Genomic DNA, 19,612 nt, shown 5'->3' with positions numbered 1-19,612 from the left:
TAAACAGGAATTGCTTAGCGCAATATCAGTTTACCACTTGCAACTACGATGTTGCCGGACGAAATTTTATAAAAATAGATACCGGGAGGCAGATTTCCCCTTTTTATTCTGAGATCGTTTCCGTGAACGCTATCAATGATCCTGACAGTCCTGCCCTGGCTATTGGTCAGTTTAAGCACCGCATCACTCGTTGGTATACTCAACCTGATAATGAAGTGGTCATCAGCCGGGTTAGGATAAATTACGGCCTGTTTTCCCGTATGTCCGGCGGGGCTGCCGGAAATTCCTGTGAACAATGCCTGGGAGGTTGAATCGCTGCCATGGAGTGTAGAGTCAATGGAGTATCCTTTTACTCTTACGCGGAATGGCGTTCCCGGTTCAATACCGGTGTTGTCCCATAAAAAGGATGTGTCTGTAATATGCTGGGCTACAACCTCGTAGTCCGGGTTATTATTAAGGCTGATCTCCACATCGTAATAGACCGGTCTTCCGTCGTCAGGGTTTAACAGTTGCCAGGTAACGGGATAGAAGCCACCCTCGGTAAAACTTCCGTCAGGCTGGTCGATCCGGATTTCGGGATGCTGGTATCTGTGCAGCAATTCAGCAAACCCCTTGCCGGTAACAGGCGTTGTACCTGCAAAACCTGAAACGTCAAAGGAACCCTCGTAAAACCTGAAAGGCAGCATGACTTCCTGGTTGTCGTGGCGGGTTGTAAAAGTCAGGTCGAGGGTATCGTGAACAAAGCGCCATTGTTTCGCGTAACATTGTTCCTGATCAGGTGTGAATACGAACTGCAGCCGCTCAAGCGTGAAATCTGATGTGGAAACTGCTGTGGAGTCATTGATGTAGATGCTGAAATGACGGTAGGCAGACGTGTCGGGAATGCTGTTCTGAGGGGTAAACAATTCCCAGATATTGAGATCCATGCCATTGGAAAGTTGTACCGAGAACCACTCATAGTTTTCGCCGGTGCTGGGGTTGAAGGTGCCATATTGCCGGTCAAGCCAGGAGACGCCCGAAACCGGTTCGGTGAATCCGCCGAGTGTGATGCTGCCGCTTACTTCAAGGGTCGTAAGCGAATAATAGTAGGAGTATGCGGTTGCGCCCTGGTAAACAAAGCCCGAATCGTTGATCATCAGAGGTTTTTTAACTGCCGCAAAGTCAAGGTCAATGCTTCCGTATTCCGACTGTGCGTTAAGTTGGTATTCGAAAGGAATAAGTTCTCCCTGGTTATCAGTAAGGGTTACCCATTGCTCGCTTCCTCCGCCCCAGGTCAGGGCCTGAATATGAAGCATATCCTGCGAAATCTCCGGATAAGTGCAAGGAAGTGTTTCAGGGTAAAATTGTCCATCAGTTTCATCGGCAATATTAAATATCCGGAAACCATCAAAGCCAAAGGCCGGATAATAGAAATAGGAAACCATAAATGAGTATTCCTTTCCGGAATTCAGGCCGGTGAGGAAACCATTTGCGTACCACCACTCGGTAGGTTCTGATGGATGACGACCTTCGTCCTGCGGAAAATAAATCAGTGTGCCTTCCTCATGATATGGATAGGCTTTCCAGTTTTGGGCTGAAAGGCTGAAACCGGAAAACAGCAGAAAGATCAGGATGAGATATGTTGATCGGGCCACGGCTGAAAGGTAATATGACGTTTAATTCAACACCTGAAAAAACCTTTTGTTTGCAATGTTTTATCCGTCATTCCTGAGGTTTTGCTCAAAAGTCTCTGCAATTGCCCGGCCTGCTTCAAAATCCTGCCCTGCAACCATGACATCCGTGGTGTTGTAGCCTCCGGGGGCGGCATTCCATGGAGCAATAGTGGCGATGTATTCATCTTTCAGAAATGCAGGAATGCCAGCGTCTTCAAGTATACTCTTAAGCAGGGCTGCATGCCAGGGGGAACCTGAATAGATTCTGACCGGCACATTTTCAGAATTACTCTTCATGTTAAACTTATTAGGGTGTTTAGGCGATGTGAATGCCGGGAGATCGTAATATCTTACTCTGAAGCACCCGGCTAACAAAAATTTAAAGCTTGCTATTTTCGCCCTAAGTTAGGCAATTAATTATCTGATACTGTCTGATTTTTATGATAAGAAAAAATGCGCCCGGTATGGCTTCCGGGCGCAAGCTTTTATCTGGTAATCCCGGCGGATTATTTTTCAGTAGACTTCAAAATTACCGTTTTGGGATCCACCGTAATTTCTTTCAGTCTTTCAGCAACTTCAGGTTTCATACTTTCCTGATACCGGCCTCCCAGATGGCGGGCAAGAAATTTCTCTGCGGCTGCCAGCATGGCCATATTGTTGACCGGGCGGGCAAAACCATGTCCTTCGTCGGGCGCAACAATATATTCTACCGGAAAACCACGGTCGCGCAAGGCTACCACAATCTGATCCGATTCATGCTGTTTTACCCTTGGGTCATTAGCACCCTGAACCACCAGTAAAGGCGATTTTATTTTATCGGCTGAGAAGAGGGGAGACATCTTTTTCAGGTCAGCTTCGCCTTCAGGGGTGGAAGGATCGCCCATGCGTTTGTGAAATACGGTGCGGATGGATTCCCAGTAAGGCGGAATGGAGTTGAGCAGGGTGATCAGGTTTGAAGGCCCGACGATGGAAACCCCGCAGGCATATACATCCGGAGTGAACGCAAGTCCCGCCAGGGTGGCATATCCCCCATACGAGCCGCCCATGATGGCCACTTTTTCCGGATCAGCGATGCCTTGCTTTACAAGATACTTTACACCCCAGGTAATGTCATCCTGCATTTTACGTCCCCATTCATTGTTTCCTGCATTGATAAACTTTTTGCCGTATCCTGTCGAAGCCCTGAAGTTCGGGTCAAGCACGGCATAGCCGCGGTTGGCCAGAAACTGGGCATACGAATTAAACCCCCATCCGCTCCGGGCCCATGGGCCGCCGTGAGGCATCACGATCAGGGGGAGGTTTTTGGGCTCAACCCCTTTGGGAAGTGTCAGGTAAGCAGGTATTTCCAATCCGTCGGAAGAGGGATAGCGGATGGCCTGCATGTTTGCCATGTGTTCAACCGGGATATTGGGCCGCGGCCGGTACTGGAAGGTGAGTTTTTTGGTGACGCGGTCAAAAAGGTAAGTTGTTCCCGGATCTACATCGCTGTATGAGCCGATAATCCAGAACCGCTCGTCAGCGGTCGTTCTTGCAAAATAAGGTTCAACGCCCGGTAACTGCTCGCTGATGCGTTTGTAGTCAGCTTCAAAATCCTTATCTTTCCAGTAGAGCCTGTTGCGGTCATCTTCATAGGAAGTATAAATAATTTCACGCCTGAGATCCGAGAATGCCACATCCCCCAGATCAACACGCTGCTGAGGGTCTGCTTCAACGAATTCTTCCTTCAGGGTGTTAGGATCCAGCAGGATCAGCCGGGTAAGGTCCACATCATCCCCTTTATTGGTGATAAGATAAACCCTTTGATTATTCTTGTCGAAGGCAATCGGGTAGGCAGTCTCAAATACATTGGTAGTGTAAATCGGGGTAAACCCGCTTTCATCAACCCTCAGGATGTCGTTGCTTCCGTCGGCATTGGCCCGCATGGCAAGGCGCAGCTGGTCGTCCCAGTCAAATATCCATCCGGTGATGCGGTCTTCGCCCGAATTCTGACGGATTAAGGTACGCTCGCCTGTCGAAAGTTTCATCCTGTACAAATCATGCCAGGCCGGATCACGGTCATTGAGGCCAATATAAATAGCATCCGGATCGGTTTTGGGGACCGAATAGATCTGCACCCTCACACCCTTGAGGTTGGTGAGGTCACGGTTTTCAGGAACCTCGGCACCCACAGGCGGTTTCTCAGATGGGTTAACGGCGTATATGTTGAAGTTTTCATCACCGCCTTTGTCCTGTACGTAGAGGATATATTTCCCGTCTCTCGACCAGAAATAGGAACGTACCGGACGCTGTTTATCGGCGGTAAGCGGGCGCGCTGAAGCAAAAGGCTCCTCAAGCGTCTTTACCCAGATATTCATTACACCATTGTATGGCTTTACAAATGAAATGAACTTCCCGTCAGGCGATAACTGCCCGCCTGAGATTTCAGGATTGTCGAAGAAAAGCTCACGGTCAAGGAGCGGTGGAAGTTTACTGTCCTGCGCCAGGAGAGATGCTGAAATTGTGGTCATGATCATGACAATTACCAGAACACTGATCTTTTTCATAAGATATTGTTTGATTAATACCGGAAGAGTTATCATAGAACAACACAGTTTTACTGTTGTTGCATATAGTTATCAGGTTAGACGAAAAAGATTCAGAAAGATTACAGTTTGTTTGAAAAAAAAAGGAAGCGGATTATTGATGGAGTCTCTTAACCAAATCCGAAACCATCCGGCGTGGAGAAAACCGCAGGCTGAAAATCATAAACCGGTTCATCAAACCATGTATAGCCAGCCGTTTGCCTTTTATCATCGCTTTGTAACCATATTCCGCAACTTCTGCCGGTGTAGCCGGTTTTAATATTTTCATCAGGGTCGGATCGTTGAATTCGGCCTTTTCCTGAAAACCGGTAGCTACAGGGCCCGGACAAAGGGTTGTCACTGTAATGCCACTTCCCCTGAGCTCTCCGGCCAGGGCTTCGGAAAACGAAAGCACATAAGCTTTGCTTGCATAATATACCGCCATCAGCGGGCCCGGCATAAACGCTGCGACAGAGGCGACATTCAGGATTCTGCCGCTTTTGAACTTCCGCATTCCGGGGATCAACACCCTGGTCAGGTGTGAAAGTGCCGTGATGTTCAGTTGTATCATCTGATGGGTCTTATCCCAGTCGGCATGTTCGAACGGTCCCAGATCGCCAAAGCCGGCATTATTGACAAGTATCTCAATGTGGTAATTGTTGTTCCGGATAAATTCCAGCAGTTTTTCCCTGTCATCTTCAACAGAAAGGTCTGCGGGGAATACAACGGATTCAATCCCGTGGGTTTTTGACAACTGCCTGGCAAGATTGGCGATTTTCTCTTCCGAACGTGCTGTGAGGATAAGGTTGTGACCTTTGGAGGCCATCAATACTGCCAGGTCGAAACCAATGCCGCCGGAGGCACCGGTGATAAGCGCGTAACCGTTACTTGTTTTCATTTTGTTTTATTTACATGGTTGAATTAGGTTTCCACTCTTGCCGCCTATTTTTTTTACGAAAGACTGCATTACCCTGTCGAAACAAAAAGAGGCTTGTTTTTTTAAACAGCCTCTTTTTGTTTTACTCCATTAAATAAATAATGAAGAAAATTACATTTTATTTAGCACTTACGTGGCTGAAATAGATGCCATTTGAAAGTTGATCCACTCCGTTATAGGAACCCTTAGTAGCAATTACTGTCAGTATATCACCAACAACAATGCCTTCGTTGGCTAAAAGGTATTTTCTGTCATCGCCGGTTGCACCATAACCCGGATAACAGCCATACAGGTAGATTTCACTGCCGTTTTCTGACAAATACAGATTACCATATGTTTCATTGGCGATTGATGTTATTTCGCCGGTTACCATATAGTATGTATTGGGGTCATCAGGTTTAGTCAGTACCTCTGCAATAGTAATCGGAGTTACGGGAATTGAGCTTTCCAGAACAGCACCACCTACTTGCGGGGTTCCTTGATAAGCGGCACGTTTTCCAACAATTGTGATAATGTCACCTTCTTTCAGTCCCAGTTGTGCATAATCCTCGATGCCATAAACAAACGTTTCACCTGAGAAATCTCTCAGGTATAAATTACCGTATGTATCATTGGCAATACTGGTAATAACACCTGCCAACCGATATTGTGTATCACCAACCGGAGCTTCAAGGAATTGTGCGATACTTGCATCAATAATCGCTCCTGTTTGACTCAGTGTTGTTTCTGTAGAATAGGTTTTAGACCCGTCTGTGGTGCGGAATATGATGGTAGTGCTACGGTCGCCGCCGTTATTGGCAATGGCGTGGAATTTCACAACTACTTGTTCGCCTGCCGACTCGATTGAGGAAATTGACAACCATGACTTGGCATCTTCAGGAATATCCACCGAAACGCCTTGTCCTTTGCAGGTAAGGTAAGCTATGAATTCACCACCTTCGAGAGGAAGCACTGCGTTTGCTACCGAATCAACTTTTACAAGTGACTTATTGATCCTGATAACAGTAACATCTACCAATTCTATTGTCGAACCATAGGTGGTTTTAGGTCCCTGAACAGTTACTTCATCCCCCACTTCAAGTCCCCAACTTAAAAAGTTTTTTGTATTTCCTTTTGCGTCAAGGGTTCCATAGATATAAATAGAACCTGTTTCATCTTCCAGGTACCAGTTGCCGTAGGTTGTGTTGGTAATTGCGGTACAAACCCCGGTTACCATGAAGGTCTTGCCGTCAGGTCCGGCAATTACCTCCGCACATGTGGCAGGTTCAACTATTGACAAACCCTGTATGATGTTAATTCTCTGCGTTTGGCCTCCGCTTTGAATTAAAACCTGTGCAGTACGACCATCGAGGGTTGATTCAGCTGAAAAAGTCAGTTCAGATTCACCGGCACTGCCTGAGGTTGAAGAGATTGTCAACCACGTAACTGAATCCTTAACAGTAGTTACCTTTTCTACTGTCCAGCTATCTTTAGCGGTTACAGTAATCGTTGTGGAGCCTCCATCCACAGGGATAGACACGTAAGATGATGATACTTGAATTTCTTCAAGCAATGTCATTGTTTCTTCATCGGTACAACTTGTCATCAAGGCAAGTATTGCAATGAAAAGTGGAAATATTTTTTTTAATTTCATGATTATCAGGTTTTTAATTAGTTAAAAAGATACTTGACACCGATTAATGCGTACCAGCATTGACCCAATGAGTAACTTTTGGTGAATGTTTCGGTATTACCATTGATTGAAGAGGGTGTGGAGAATGTAGCAAAGCCCTCAGCGTCAACGCCTTCGTATCTAAGGATACGGGCTTCGGAACCAATTTCCGGATTCAGATATTTAGCTACACCCCAATTGGAGTTGAAGAGGTTCATCACGTTTTTGATATCAAAACTAAGTTGCAGTTTGTGCTCAGTATTGTTTGTTTTAATAGCAAAATCATGTTTGTAGCTGAAGTCAATGCGATGTACCCAGGGAGAGTAAACGCTATAAGCTTCTGCATACATGCCTTGTTGGTTTTTCAGATAGTCATTGGCATGCACATAGTCCATAAAGCGGGTTTTGTCGTCTTCCGAAACAAAGCGGAATTCGTTGTTGGCAACTTCATCATCAGTTGGAACGTAGATTGCATCGTAGTTGTAGCCGTCGCTATTGATGTCATTAACCATCATATATGAGTAGTTAGCTCCCCCGCGCCATGCTTCATAGATAAAGCTATAGTGGTTACCGCTCTTGTCGTGGGCAGTAAGAAATGCCACAAGGCGATCGGGTGTGGTGTACTGAGAATTGTGCAAGTTAATGTTGTTAGGACCTTCTACTGTTGGAACGTATGTAAATGCTGATTCTGCATTTGATCCCGGCATACCTGTAACATCTTTGGTAGTAGTGCGCGTATAGGATGCCATCATGCTGATCCAATCCGCGGGTTGAGCATTAATCATGATGTTGCCTGACCAGCCATAACCACGGTTTGTGTTTTCCAATACGAATGCCTTTGTGCCTGTACGATAACCGTCAGGATAAATAGGGCGATTGTCAACACCGTTGAAACGGGCAAAGCCACCTACAGTTGGAATACTCCAGTCAGAAATAGAAACACCGTTGATCGTTTTATTGAAGATACCTTCCACCGTTACGGAGAATGGGAAAGATATCGGGAGTGCGTAGTCAACAGCAAGTGATGTTTTCCATACTTGCGGCATTTTGAATTTTGGATCTACAGCCGCAATAGCAGACGGAACTGTTCCATCCTCGGGAGAAATAGTTGAAGGATATCCCAATGATATGAGCTTGTCATAAAGTGCAGCAATATTTGCATTTCCGTTAGCGTCAGTTACAAGACCGCCGGCAAATTCATCCATTGTGAAACCCATTTTTGCTGCGTTCGCTGCATTTATCTGAGCCTGATACTGTACCATTCCACCGTTGGTAGGCATATTGGTGAAGAATACAAGGGGTAAGTTACCCGAGAAAAGACCGGTACCTCCACGAACTTTCAAGCTCTTATCGCCATATGTATCCCACACAAAACCGACGCGGGGAGAGAAGATGATATTTGCATCAGGCCATTCTCCTGTGTCGATATTGCGACCGGAATAATCAATTTCATAGATTGCATTGTTTGTAATCAGGTCATTATTATTGAAGAAAAGTCCATCTATACGAAGTCCGTAAGAAAGTTTGAAGTTATCCCTAACGCTCCAATCATCTTGCCCGTAAATTCCAATTTTGTTTGTTCTTATACGAGCTGCAGGATTTCTCTCTCCGTCATAACCATAAGTTAAGTTTACAATTTCAGGTGCTGCTCCGTTTAAGAAGTCATCAAGACTTAAGTAGCGATAGTATCCTGTACCGTTACGCATATAAGCATTATCTGCCATCTTATATTCGAAAGCCATTCCACCTACAATTTTATGCTTGCCATAATAGAATGTGAGCTCGTCCTTGATATTCAATACGTTGTTGTGAACGCCATTGTTCCATGTAAATAGTTCATATCCCAAAGACATATAGGCTTGTCCGTCTTTCAAAATGTCAATGAAAGGAAATTCGGCAGAAGTCGATCCGCGGACATCGTCAAGTTTTGAGAATGTTGCCAAAAATTGATTGGATAAATTATCAGACAAGCGGCTGTTTAAGTCAAAAGAGAATGAATGAACCAGGTTGTCCATCGAATACATCGAGTTTGCAAACGACATTGAGGCTTGTGACATCCTTGCCTCAGACACACGGGTACCCCCGTCCATAGAAGTTGCATTAGGAGATATCCATGAAGTGTTTTTGGTGTAGTTATAGCGTAATGCCAAACGATGTTTGTTGGTGATATTCCAATCTATTCGGGCAAGCAGTTTGGTGTTGCTTTCATCTGCAGGGAAATTTGTGTAAGATCCCGTTTCATAACCATATTGATTTCTTACAAAATCAGAAACTGTCTGAAGATCGCTTACTGTTGTGCGAGAGATGAAATTGTTTGGATCAGCAATGCCGTTAGTTGAAGCCCGCCAACGATTGGCAATTGTTGGAGTTTTTGCCATTTCAGCGTTTACGAAGAAGAACAATTTGTTTTTGATAATCGGACCACCTAAAGTTAAACCATAGTTTGTATTGCGGTCTTTATCACGCGCACCTGATATTTGTTGACCATCAACAGCATCTCCGCGCAGGTTTTCGTTCCTGTGAAAAGTATAGGCACTTCCTCTGAAGGTATTTGTACCGGATTTTGTAATAGCATTTACACCGCCACCAATAAAGTTAGTTTGGCGAACATCATATGGAGCGATTACTACCTGTAATTCTTCGATAGCTTCAATAGAGATTGGACTACCTCCACCGGGAAGAGCGGAACTTAAACCGAAGTTATTGTTGAAATTAGCACCATCCACGGTAAAGTTAGCCGTACGACCATCAGTGCCGGCAAAACTCATCCCATTGCCACCATAGGGTGAAAGGCGGGTAATGTCTGTAATGCTGCGACTCACTGTAGGCAAATTTTCTATATCGCTGTTTGTGATATTGGTCACTGCCCCGGTTTTCTCATTAGAGAATTTTGTTCTGGTTGCCGTAACAACAACTTCATCTAAAGATGTTGCTTCTTCTGAGAGTACAACATTCATTTGATAGTTTTCACCATTACTGTCCACTTAAATTAGCCTGAGGGACAGTTGGTTATAAAATGGTTCTTTGACATCTTGGTAGTTCACGTTTTTAAATAGCTCATTAACAGGAGTTTTGTCTAGTAACGATATGCCCAATACCTGTAGAATTTCGTAGGTTGACCGTTCAATTTTCAAGCTGGAACCAACAATGGAGACCAGACAATATGAAATGATGGCCGAATATACTTGAATACGCACAGCGTTTTCTGTTATACCCCAGAATGCTTTGATCTTCAGATGTTGTTTGATCCACTTGAAGAATAACTCAATCTGCCATCGGTTTTTGTATAGGAAAGCAATCTCCTCGGCTGATAGTTCAAAGTTGTTTGAAAGAAAAACAAAAGTCCTGTCTGATTCTTTGTCGTAGAACTTGACCCTGCGGAGTTTTTCAGGATAGTCTTTGGATACATAAAAGCCGGTAAGCTTGCCGATTTGATCGCTTTTTACCCCAGTTTCTTTGTTGCTTTTTAACGAATACAAACGCTTAAAGCAAAGGTTCGTTTTTGCTCTGACAACAAAATATGCAGAATGCCGGGTAATTCGGTAGAGTCTTTCAAAATCAACATAGCCCCGATCAAAGATATAATAGGCTTCAGGCTCATAAACAAGCATATCCATTGCGTTTACATCATGAGCCCCGGCCACAGAGACATGCACAAATGCTGGTATCTGGGTTGTGACATCAAACAGTGTATTCAGTTTGATTCCTCCTTTTCGCTTGCGGAATTTAGCCCACCAGAAGACATTCAAACACAAGTCAATGGTGGTAGAGTCAAAAGCATAAACCTGTCCCTTAATCTTAAAGTCATGATTTTGTCTTTGTTTACGGGCTATGGCAACCAGATGGTAGGCAAATTCTTCAAAGATCCGGTAATCCCTTTTTTCATTGGCTTTTGCCAGATTGCTCCGGGTTACACTTTTCCCAAAACCTAAGTGATATGATTTGCCTCCATGTGCATTGATTGCAACAATCAAGTCTCTCAAACTATCCCGGTTGGTAAGTTGGCCGAATACCATACAAAGCAACTGGTTCCAGCAACTAAAATGCCGTACATGCTTGTTGCCGTGATACTTGCTAACATACTTGTCAAACACTTTGTACGGCAATAATTCTACAATTTGAGCAAAAACATATTTCCCTTGATTCATGGTTTGCAGGTTTTGCGGCAAACCTAATCAATTCAAATCGTTCCCAGCTCAAAAAGCTCTGAAAGCGTGATCTGTCAAGGATTTCAAAGAACGTTGGTTAAAATTTAGTGGACACTAATGAGTTTTCACCTAAACTCAACGTAATGTTGCTTTGCGTGAATGCCCCATATCCAATGAAAGTAACTTCCACAGTATATGGTCCGCCAACACGCATACCGTTCAGGTTGAACCGGCCCTCCGCGTTGGATATAGTACCATAATTTGTTCCGGAAGGTGTGTGTGTTGCAATTACCGTTGCACCCGGCAGAGTCTCGCCTGATGAACTTGAAACCTTGCCACTCATACTTGATGTAGTCACCTGCCCCAGTGCAATGGTGCCGCTCAACAGGATTGCAGAAAACATCAGGAAGGTAATCCTGAGTCTACGCAAAAATTTGTCTGTTTTTCTCATTGTTTGTTGTTTTGGTTAGTAAACTGAAAAATTTCAGGAATTGGTTGTGATTTGCTCTTTATGTTTGATGATAAACTGCTGTAACTAAATTACCTCCGGTTGGCAAGCCAAAGGGTTTATACTGAAAAGTCTTTTCCCGGAAAAGAACTGCAAAATTATTGATCCCCGGATAAACTTCCGGATGCCTGAGGTTAAGTTATCGTTAATAATTTCCATGAGTCCGGCCAGTCATTATGCTGTCTGGCTCATCCCGGTGAAACGCCGGATCAGCCTGAGTTTGTGCGTGTATTTACCTTTTGATTTATTGAAAATTCCGTGGTGGTCAACCTGGTCAATCCGGACCTCTCCTGAAGCATGGATAATGGTTCCCCGGCCTGTGAGTATGCCCGTATGGACAATTTTATCCTCTTCATTATCAAAAAAGGCGACATCTCCGGGTATCGCTTCTTCGATCAGGTTAACCAGTTGACCCTGAGATGCCTGTTGCCAGGCATCCCTTTTTATTTTAATCCCTTTTTGTTTGAACACAATCTGGGTCAGTCCTGAACAATCGATGCCGAAAGGCGAACGCCCGCCCCATAAATAGGGCGCTTTCAGATAAGAAGCCGCTGTTTCAACAATCTCATCGGGTTGTTGGAGAACAGGGTTTATACTATCGCCTTCCGACAGGAAGTATTCTCCTCCGGGCCCGGCAATCCTCCCGTTTGAAAGCTGGAAAAGCAGGCTTCCCTGCACAACAGTGAGGGAGGGCAGACCGGGAGAGGTAAGGGTAGCGGTAGTGCCTGTAACAACTTTTCTGCTGCTGTGCCCCAGAACTTCCATGGTCTCGGTACTTAACACGGTAATTTGTTTTTCATCACACCAGCCCTCATAAGCGTCATGTCGTGAAGTGACCCTGACCCAGCCTTCATGACGCTCACCGGTATCAACCAGGTCGCCGAACAACAGCTGGTTAACCATTCCGGATGTATCGGAAGGTGCTGATCTTACGGCTACAAGCGAAAGGTAACAAATACCACCTGTCATCGGGACTTTCAGAAAGAGTTATCCGGGCAAATATATTGAATTATTTGCCGGTTTAAATAAGAAGTAATCAACAGATCAGGCCGGATTGTTGAAAACTTTTCCTGATTTTCCCTGCAATCGACTTAAAAAGTACGATCAGCAAAAATAGTAATGATTGAGTGTATGATTTTATGGGCTTTTGTCAGATTACCTGAAAGATTTCTTTGTATTTTCGGGCAATAAAGAAAAAGAATATCAACGGGCAGTCGGTATGAACAGATATATTCATTGGCTGAGTGATCACCATGACATCATAGGAAAAATCCTGTTGTTTGCGGTGGTCATAGCGGCGCTGATCATGATTTTTCCACGTGAAGGCAAGTTCAGGTATGAATACCAGCGAGGGAAACCATGGCAGCATGATGATCTGATTGCCCCCGTTGATTTCGGTATTCTCAAGCCCGAAGAGGAACTGCAGTCGGAGATAAGTGCAGCGCTGAGCGATGCCCGCCCTTATTTTCAGCGCAGGAGCAACATCGCTGACAGGCAGATAAACGGGCTGATTAATGATTTCAATAAGTTATGGGAATCAAGGTTCGGGCGGAATACAGGGGGAGACGGAGAGCAGGCAAAGCATCTTGAAGCGGCACTGAGGATCATAGATACGCTTTTTACCCATGGTATCGTTGCCCTTTCCAATGAAATTGAGAACAAACCCGGCGATTACGAGATCTTTATCATCGATGGAAATATTGCTTCAAGGGTCAGGCTTTCGTCAGTATTCACCATTAAATCGGCGGGGCAGTATATCGACATAGCCCTGGACAGGGCCGGACTGGCTGAATCAGAACTGGTTAAGGGGGCGCTGATGAATGCCCTCAGTCAGAATATCGTTTTTGATGCAGCCAATACTGAACGCGCCCGGGAAGCGCTGACGGGTGAGGTTACCACCACCAGGGGAATGATACAGGCCGGAGAAAAAATCATTTCGAGGGGGGAACTGGTTAATGCTGAAAAATTCCAGATACTGGAATCCCTCCGGATGGATTATGAAGGCCGGCTCGATGAATCGTTCGAGTACAACAACATCCTGCTCGGGCAGTCCCTGCTGATCAGCCTGACCATCATCGCCTTTATCCTGTTTATGATTTCTTTCCGCAAAGATGTATTCAGGGATAATAAAAACCTGCTGATGATATTGGTGCTGATTCTGGTGATGGTTGCTTCGGCTGCCCGAACCATCAAAACGGAATATCAGCTGCTACATTTACTTCCGTTTTGCCTGGTTCCTGTGATCATCAGGGTGTTTTTTGATACGCGCCTGGCTTTTTTTATTCATGTGGTTACCCTGATCCTTGCCGGTTTTATGGTCCCCAACGGTTTTGAGTTTATATTTCAGCAACTGATTGCCGGACTGATTGCCATCATTAGCGTGGCTGAGCTCAGACGCAGGTCGCAGTTTTTTATAACCGCCCTGGCTGTTTTTATCACTTACGCTGTGGTATATACCGGTATGCTGCTGATTCAGGATGGCAGCCTGAGAAACCTTCAGGCAACCAATTTCCTGCTCTATGGTGGTAGTGCCATGCTTACCCTGTTTGCCTATCCGATGATTTTTATTTTCGAAAAGCTGTTCGGACATGTTACCGATGTTACGCTTATGGAACTCTCCGATACCAACAGCCCTTTGCTTCGTCAGCTTTCACTGCATGCTCCGGGCACTTTTCAGCATTCGATGCAGGTGGCCAACATTGCGGAAGCCGCCGCGTATGAGATAGGAGGTAATACCCTGCTGGTAAGGGCCGGAGCGCTCTATCATGATATCGGCAAAATGGATATGCCTGCCTATTTCATTGAAAACCAAACTTCAGGAATTAATCCTCATGATGAACTCAGTTATGAGGAAAGTGCCAGGATTATTGTCAGCCATGTAACCAAAGGGATTGATAAAGCCAAAAAGTATAAACTTCCTGAAATTCTGGTCGATTTTATCCGTACACACCATGGCACCCGGATGGCTGAATATTTCTATAACCGCCAGCGGATTGACTTCCCTGAGAAAGAAACCAGGGAAGCCGATTTCCGCTATCCGGGACCGGTGCCATTCTCTAAAGAAACCTCCATCCTGATGATGGCCGATTCGGTTGAGGCTGCTTCCAGAAGTATGGTAAAGCCCGATGCTGAATCCATTGCCAGACTGGTCGACTCAATCATCGACAAACAGATTGAAATGAAACAGTTTGTAAATTCAGAACTCACCCTTAAGGACATAACCCGGATCAAAAAAATACTCAGGAAAAAATTAATGAGCATCTACCATATAAGAATTGAATATCCTGCTTCGTAGATTGTTATGAGTCCAGCCTGGTTTCGGACAGGCCGGAATTTTCGGATATTTGAAAATGCTTGTCTTAAGCTATGCCGGGTCAGAAATTGATTAATTAAGATCCGGGCAGATGTCCTATTCCGGGCCGGTGCTTCTTAAGGTAATCTGCAGTTTCGGGCCCCAGGTTAAAAATCAGGTCAAGTATGCTGAGGTTCGGAATAAAGGCATATTTCTCCGAGAAAACCTGAATATACGGCTCAAATTCTGTAATACTCCACTGGTGAGGCCCGGGGCGCTTGGACATAATTCTCCCGCGCATGTCATACAGGTTTTCCGGTTCATGGATATATCTTTCCGTCAGGTTAAATGTGCGGGGGGTACTGATCAGGCGGATGCAGGTTTCCAGAAGGCGAAAATTAAAATCGGTGAGCAGAACCGGAGGTTGCATGAAAAGCGCTTCAAACTGATCGCGGTAATAAAGAAAAAAGGGGGATTTGTTGTAAGCCGATTCCAGTGCCCTCCAATGAATAATGTTCCAGTTGCTTTTTCTGTCGATTTCAACCGCTGCTGTGGGAGAGTGATTTCCCAGGGGTTTGTTTACGGGAACCGATAAGATCTGGGGGCCGTTTGAGGTAGCAATTCTGTACCGGTTGCGGCAGGTCTGTTTTGGAAAAGTCTCATGTATCTCGATTGTTACAGCGGGGGCATGGGTCAGCCAGCAGAAATATTCTGCATCGGGCAGGCAGGCAACCGGCAGAAGCACGGGAGGAATTACTATCATAGCAATCGGATCGTTGCGGCAAAGTTAAAATAAACCCGAATTATTCAATAAGAAGCCCGGCAGTTCTGAACTATTGATTTTATAGGGAAGTCCCGGTTAAGTTTTTTAACCGGGCCGATCATAGCTGATTACAAAAACTTAATCGTTAGAGCACTGTAATATCCTTAATCCGGAATAAAAAACAGGCCCGGAAAACCGGGCCTGTTCAGGATAACGCTAATCAACAACAGTTTCTTAGCTCACCGTGCTTTTCAGCAGCACATCTTCGATGGCTTGTTTCAGCGCATGCTTGGGCAACGCTCCCTGCGCCATCTGGGGCTGGCCGTCGGCAGGACAGAATAACATACTTGGTATACTCCTGATTCCGAATATCTGGGAAAGCTCCTGCTCGGCCTCGGTATCTACCTTGTATATGTTGATTTTGCCTTCGTATTCTTTTGACAGTTCATCAAGGATGGGGGCTACCATTTTACAGGGGCCGCACCAGTCGGCGTAAAAGTCAATGATACAGGGTAATTTTCCTTCGAATTTCCAATCCTGGTTTTGATCGAAGTTAAAAACCTTTTCTTTAAAGGTTTCAAAAGTTAAATGTTCCATTATTGAGATGAAATTGATTCGTGATTATGATAATTATTTTTGTGATGCAGGCTGTGCCTTGGGAGCCAAAAGGACTTCCTTGATCATTTTTTCAAATTCAGCCTTGGGCAGTGCCCCCATGGTCATTTGTGGCTGTCCTTCGGCCGGGATGAACAGAATGCTGGGAATGCTGCGAATCTGAAATACCTGGGCCAGTTCGCGCTCTTTGTCGGTGTCAACCTTGTAGATTACGATCTGGTCTTTATACTCTTCGGCAAGCTGAGCCATGATAGGGGCTATTTTCTTGCAGGGCCCGCACCAGTCGGCATAAAAATCTATGATGGCGGGTTTGTTGCCTTCGTAAACCCAGGTGTCAGGGTTTTTCTCGTAGTTAAACACCCTTTCAAGAAACATAGCCTTATTCATCTGAACAACTTTTCCTTCCTCTGAATTGGCTGAAGCAGTTGCTGATTTAACCGGTTCCCCGGAAGTAGTCTGTCCGTTGCCTGTTGACTGGTTGCATCCGAACATGGCCAGACTTGCAACCACTGCTATTGTTAAAATTCGTTTGTTCATTTTTGTTGTCGGATTAGGAGTGGATTAATTTCCGCTGCAAAGATAAATCTTTTTATTTTAAATCGCATAAGTATCACTAAAATTTTTTATTTTTGCAGCGCTGAAATCATAAACAAGTCAAGTTGTGATTTGGTTCTGTTTAATTATCAATAATTTACATTTTGGCTGCGACAAATTTGTCACATTTATTCAAAAGTCTTGACCTTGCGGAATTTAATCAGCGGTTTTCAACGGCTGAGCAGTGTCTGAAGGTGATCGCTGACGAGAAGTGGCGTGATGGTTATGTGTGCAGGAGTTGCGGCCACACCAATTATTGCGAAGGGAAATCGCCCTTTTCGAGGCGGTGTACCAGATGTAAGCATGATGAATCGGCCACGGCCCACACCATCTTTCACCGTTGCCGCATCCCCATTACAGATGCCTTTGAAATTGCCTGGATGGTGTGCGGTTCTCCCGGTATTTCGAGTTATGAGTTATCGCGCAGGCTCGAAACCCGGCAGATGACCTGCTGGAAATTCAAAAAGCGGATCATGGAGTGTTTGGCAGAGGGCTCGGGGCTTCATTTGTTTGAATTTTCAGGAAAAGGTTAACCGGATTCGGAGTTGATCCGGAACCGGTCTTGCTGTCTCTTAATATCAGTCTTCCTGGTATCAGCGTTTTGTTTCAATATCTGAATTTTCCCGGTTTTTACCAATGGTTTATTTCCTGATGAACTTCAGCCACCGGCTTTCTTTGCCTGTATCCACTTTCAACAGATAGAACCCGGGAACAAGTTGCGAAATATCCATTGTAGCCTCCCCTGAACCGTCCGGAGTCAGCGGCCGGTGCATCAGCAACCTGCCCGAAGTGTTGAAAACACTGGCGGATAAGTTAAGCGGACTGTTATTGCACCTAAGGATCAGGTAATCACCGGTAGGGTTTGGATGGATCGTAAATTCCTTCCTGATTTCGCTGAAAATCCCCACACTCCCTTCCGGATTCCACCTGATTGTCCAGCCGGAAGCTGTCCCTGATCCGTCGGTGTTAAAAACAAGATAGAATTTTCCGCTGTTCAATGTGATTGGTTCCGGGAGGGTGTCGCCCGATAATGAAGCTATAAGGCTTTGATTGCCAAGATCATAAATTTTCAGGATGTCCTTGCCCTCTTCCGTATCAAATGCATCGAATGTAAGGGTGAGCGGCACGGGATTCTGCGGGACGATCCGCCATTTGCACAGGCTGTTATTTACATAGTTTTTATCCCCGCTTCCGTCATCAAACATTCCCGAGGACTGATTGAAATTGGTTGTTCCCGAACAATATACCGGCAATACACTTTTGTAGGAAGCAAGGAATCCGCCGGCATTGCCTTCGGGTGCATCGAAAACAACGGTTGCTGACGATGCATTTATTTCGATGGTTCCGGGCGTTTCATCTCCGGTAAGTTCGGCGATGGGCGGGGTAGTGGTGTCGTTTCCGCTGAAAATCAGTAAACGGTCATTCTGTGCCAGTTCGAAGCCGGGGAAACTGAGATGAATTCCACTGATGGAATCATAGTCAGGTTCGTCGGGTTTTATCAGCCATTGGCAGGCAGATCCGCCCGGATAAGCGATCATATTGCTACCGTCGGTAAATGTCCCTGAGATATAATTCAGGGTGTCGGCTCCCGCGCAAAACGGCGGATAGATGTATTGAGTAGTGTCAGGGTAAATGTCTTTGATGACTTCCTGTGCGAAATTGAAGTTGCTGCCTCCCGGTGTCAGCGCCGAAAGCAGGAAATAGCCATCATAGGAACCGCTCCATCCCCAGTTGAAATGGTAGAAATTATCGGGTGCGTAACCATCGCAGACGAAAGCGTGTCCGTTTTGTGACCCGACGCCCTCCCATCCGGCGTAGTAGAGGGGCTTACGCGCGTCGAGGTTTGCAACCAGGATGCTGTCCCAGTTCATGGTGGTGGTATCCCGGAAAATATATTGAGTCTGTGGCCCGTATTTAAAATATGTCCTCATCGAATTGGCTGCGCTGTGGTTCCACATGCCGGAGCCGTCCGGTCCATAATCCATATCAAAGGAGATACCCAGATGGTAGAGCAACAGGGCGATATGCGGATTTGGCGAGTTAAGCGATGTTTCCATCCCATTCCAGTTGTATGTGGATGTGCCGAAATTGGCGTATTGTACACCATAATCGGGATGTGTATAGCTGTATTCTCCGGTTCCCTGCTCCGGCCAGCGGTGATAAAACATCAGTTGCCCGACTGCCGTGGCAACACAGCCGGCATAACAGCGACCCCCGGGCCCGTCAGGATCCGGCGGACACATCCCGTTGTAATAATTCCCCTGGTCCCACACGGTGCGCAGCAAAGGTTCGACAACCCGGCCTTTAACGCCCGCCATTTTTGCCACACCCTGATTGTAACGACTCCTGATAAGCTGAACTTCTTCAGCCGGATAGGGCTGATCTGCAACTGCCCAGATTTGTCTGCCGTAATATCTGATCCATGCCTGCAGGGCATCCGGAAGGTGTGTTCCGGTAAATGTACCCTCCAGACTGTAGCCCAGAACCGGAAAAGTATTCTCTGAAGCAGAAACCAGTACAAAACCACCGCCTGAAAAATTATAAGCATAGGCAATTGTGCGGCCTTCAGGCGAAACCTGAATATAATTCTTAATCTCAGCAGCACTTCTGCCTTTATGCTGGTGCAAAGCCAGCCTTTCATTAAAGAAATTCAGGGCTGTCTGACGGTATATGTCCGCGCTTTGTGCTCCGGTCAGTTTGAATGAAATGAGTAAAATAATCAGGAGTTGCAGGTTCTTTTTCATGGTATAGCCGGGTTCTTGCCTGATTCAAAAATAATTATAATTCCTTCCCGTAAGAGATCAATTTGTAAAAGAATATGTCATGAATCAGGACACTGTCATGAAACAGGACAATGAGCATGCTCAGAAAGATGACACTTGTTAATGAAA

The 19,612-nt window shown here is 45.5% G+C and carries 15 protein-coding genes; 2 read left to right on the top strand and 13 right to left on the bottom strand.

Annotation, left to right across the window (positions count from 1 at the left end; genetic code table 11):
* Positions 1–14 precede the first annotated feature (14 nt).
* The 9 genes from TBC1_RS06610 to TBC1_RS06570 form a co-directional block, all read right to left on the bottom strand.
* Entirely contained in the window at positions 15–1,634 is a 1,620-nt protein-coding gene (locus TBC1_RS06610) for a lipocalin-like domain-containing protein (RefSeq protein WP_062039994.1), read from the bottom strand.
* A 60-nt stretch (positions 1,635–1,694) separates the two neighbouring features.
* A complete protein-coding gene (locus TBC1_RS06605) occupies positions 1,695–1,949 on the bottom strand; it encodes a putative signal transducing protein (protein ID WP_062039992.1) in 255 nt (84 codons plus the stop codon).
* Positions 1,950–2,158: 209 nt separating this feature from the next.
* A complete protein-coding gene (locus tag TBC1_RS06600; protein ID WP_062042852.1) occupies positions 2,159–4,195 on the bottom strand; it encodes a S9 family peptidase in 2,037 nt (678 codons plus the stop codon).
* A 133-nt stretch (positions 4,196–4,328) separates the two neighbouring features.
* Positions 4,329–5,111, bottom strand: coding sequence for an SDR family NAD(P)-dependent oxidoreductase (locus TBC1_RS06595; RefSeq protein ID WP_062039991.1), 783 nt, complete (start codon positions 5,109–5,111; stop codon positions 4,329–4,331).
* A 157-nt stretch (positions 5,112–5,268) separates the two neighbouring features.
* Positions 5,269–6,783: a BACON domain-containing protein gene (locus TBC1_RS06590; RefSeq protein ID WP_062039989.1), complete on the bottom strand. Its 1,515-nt coding sequence runs from the start codon at positions 6,781–6,783 to the stop codon at positions 5,269–5,271.
* Positions 6,784–6,800: 17 nt separating this feature from the next.
* Entirely contained in the window at positions 6,801–9,758 is a 2,958-nt protein-coding gene (locus tag TBC1_RS06585; RefSeq protein WP_236695642.1) for a TonB-dependent receptor plug domain-containing protein, read from the bottom strand.
* Between the two features lie 27 nt (positions 9,759–9,785).
* Positions 9,786–10,949, bottom strand: a complete 1,164-nt coding sequence (locus tag TBC1_RS06580; RefSeq protein WP_062039660.1) for an IS4 family transposase — start codon at positions 10,947–10,949, stop codon at positions 9,786–9,788.
* A gap of 97 nt (positions 10,950–11,046) precedes the next feature.
* Positions 11,047–11,400 carry a carboxypeptidase-like regulatory domain-containing protein gene (locus TBC1_RS06575; protein ID WP_062039987.1) on the bottom strand — a complete coding sequence of 118 codons (354 nt, stop codon included), beginning with the start codon at positions 11,398–11,400 and terminating at the stop codon, positions 11,047–11,049.
* 231 nt (positions 11,401–11,631) lie between these two features.
* A complete protein-coding gene (locus TBC1_RS06570) occupies positions 11,632–12,426 on the bottom strand; it encodes a C40 family peptidase (protein ID WP_062039985.1) in 795 nt (264 codons plus the stop codon).
* Positions 12,427–12,676: 250 nt separating this feature from the next.
* On the opposite strand from TBC1_RS06570, the gene TBC1_RS06565 reads away from it, so the two are divergent.
* Positions 12,677–14,752, top strand: coding sequence for an HD family phosphohydrolase (locus TBC1_RS06565; protein WP_062042848.1), 2,076 nt, complete (start codon positions 12,677–12,679; stop codon positions 14,750–14,752).
* Between the two features lie 94 nt (positions 14,753–14,846).
* Here TBC1_RS06565 and TBC1_RS06560 read toward each other — a convergent pair whose 3' ends face one another.
* The 3 genes from TBC1_RS06560 to trxA (TBC1_RS06550) form a co-directional block, all read right to left on the bottom strand.
* Positions 14,847–15,512: a WbqC family protein gene (locus tag TBC1_RS06560; protein WP_062039984.1), complete on the bottom strand. Its 666-nt coding sequence runs from the start codon at positions 15,510–15,512 to the stop codon at positions 14,847–14,849.
* 234 nt (positions 15,513–15,746) lie between these two features.
* Positions 15,747–16,109 (bottom strand): thioredoxin, encoded by a 363-nt coding sequence (gene trxA, locus TBC1_RS06555; RefSeq protein WP_201781639.1) that lies wholly within the window; start codon positions 16,107–16,109, stop codon positions 15,747–15,749.
* Between the two features lie 33 nt (positions 16,110–16,142).
* Entirely contained in the window at positions 16,143–16,664 is a 522-nt protein-coding gene (gene trxA / locus TBC1_RS06550) for a thioredoxin (protein ID WP_062039980.1), read from the bottom strand.
* 161 nt (positions 16,665–16,825) lie between these two features.
* On the opposite strand from trxA (TBC1_RS06550), the gene TBC1_RS06545 reads away from it, so the two are divergent.
* Positions 16,826–17,254 carry a transposase gene (locus TBC1_RS06545; protein WP_137305491.1) on the top strand — a complete coding sequence of 143 codons (429 nt, stop codon included), beginning with the start codon at positions 16,826–16,828 and terminating at the stop codon, positions 17,252–17,254.
* A 108-nt stretch (positions 17,255–17,362) separates the two neighbouring features.
* Here TBC1_RS06545 and TBC1_RS06540 read toward each other — a convergent pair whose 3' ends face one another.
* A complete protein-coding gene (locus TBC1_RS06540) occupies positions 17,363–19,465 on the bottom strand; it encodes a C10 family peptidase (protein WP_062039976.1) in 2,103 nt (700 codons plus the stop codon).
* Between the last annotated feature and the right edge of the window lie 147 nt (positions 19,466–19,612).

Source organism: Lentimicrobium saccharophilum (assembly GCF_001192835.1).
Lineage (GTDB): Bacteria > Bacteroidota > Bacteroidia > Bacteroidales > Lentimicrobiaceae > Lentimicrobium > Lentimicrobium saccharophilum.
Note: the sequence above shows the minus strand (reverse complement) of the source record. Positions and strands in the feature narration are given on the sequence as shown.

Bases quoted from the DNA above. Each gene is read 5' to 3' on its own strand.
- TBC1_RS06540 (WP_062039976.1), bottom strand. From the start codon at position 19,465: ATGAAAAAGAACCTGCAACTCCTGATTATTTTACTCATTTCATTCAAA.
- TBC1_RS06570 (WP_062039985.1), bottom strand. From the start codon at position 12,426: ATGACAGGTGGTATTTGTTACCTTTCGCTTGTAGCCGTAAGATCAGCA.
- TBC1_RS06585 (WP_236695642.1), bottom strand. From the start codon at position 9,758: ATGAATGTTGTACTCTCAGAAGAAGCAACATCTTTAGATGAAGTTGTT.
- TBC1_RS06580 (WP_062039660.1), bottom strand. From the start codon at position 10,949: ATGAATCAAGGGAAATATGTTTTTGCTCAAATTGTAGAATTATTGCCG.
- trxA (WP_062039980.1), bottom strand. From the start codon at position 16,664: ATGAACAAACGAATTTTAACAATAGCAGTGGTTGCAAGTCTGGCCATG.
- TBC1_RS06595 (WP_062039991.1), bottom strand. From the start codon at position 5,111: ATGAAAACAAGTAACGGTTACGCGCTTATCACCGGTGCCTCCGGCGGC.
- TBC1_RS06560 (WP_062039984.1), bottom strand. From the start codon at position 15,512: ATGATAGTAATTCCTCCCGTGCTTCTGCCGGTTGCCTGCCTGCCCGAT.
- TBC1_RS06605 (WP_062039992.1), bottom strand. From the start codon at position 1,949: ATGAAGAGTAATTCTGAAAATGTGCCGGTCAGAATCTATTCAGGTTCC.
- TBC1_RS06575 (WP_062039987.1), bottom strand. From the start codon at position 11,400: ATGAGAAAAACAGACAAATTTTTGCGTAGACTCAGGATTACCTTCCTG.
- TBC1_RS06565 (WP_062042848.1), top strand. From the start codon at position 12,677: ATGAACAGATATATTCATTGGCTGAGTGATCACCATGACATCATAGGA.
- TBC1_RS06600 (WP_062042852.1), bottom strand. From the start codon at position 4,195: ATGAAAAAGATCAGTGTTCTGGTAATTGTCATGATCATGACCACAATT.
- TBC1_RS06590 (WP_062039989.1), bottom strand. From the start codon at position 6,783: ATGAAATTAAAAAAAATATTTCCACTTTTCATTGCAATACTTGCCTTG.
- trxA (WP_201781639.1), bottom strand. From the start codon at position 16,109: ATGGAACATTTAACTTTTGAAACCTTTAAAGAAAAGGTTTTTAACTTC.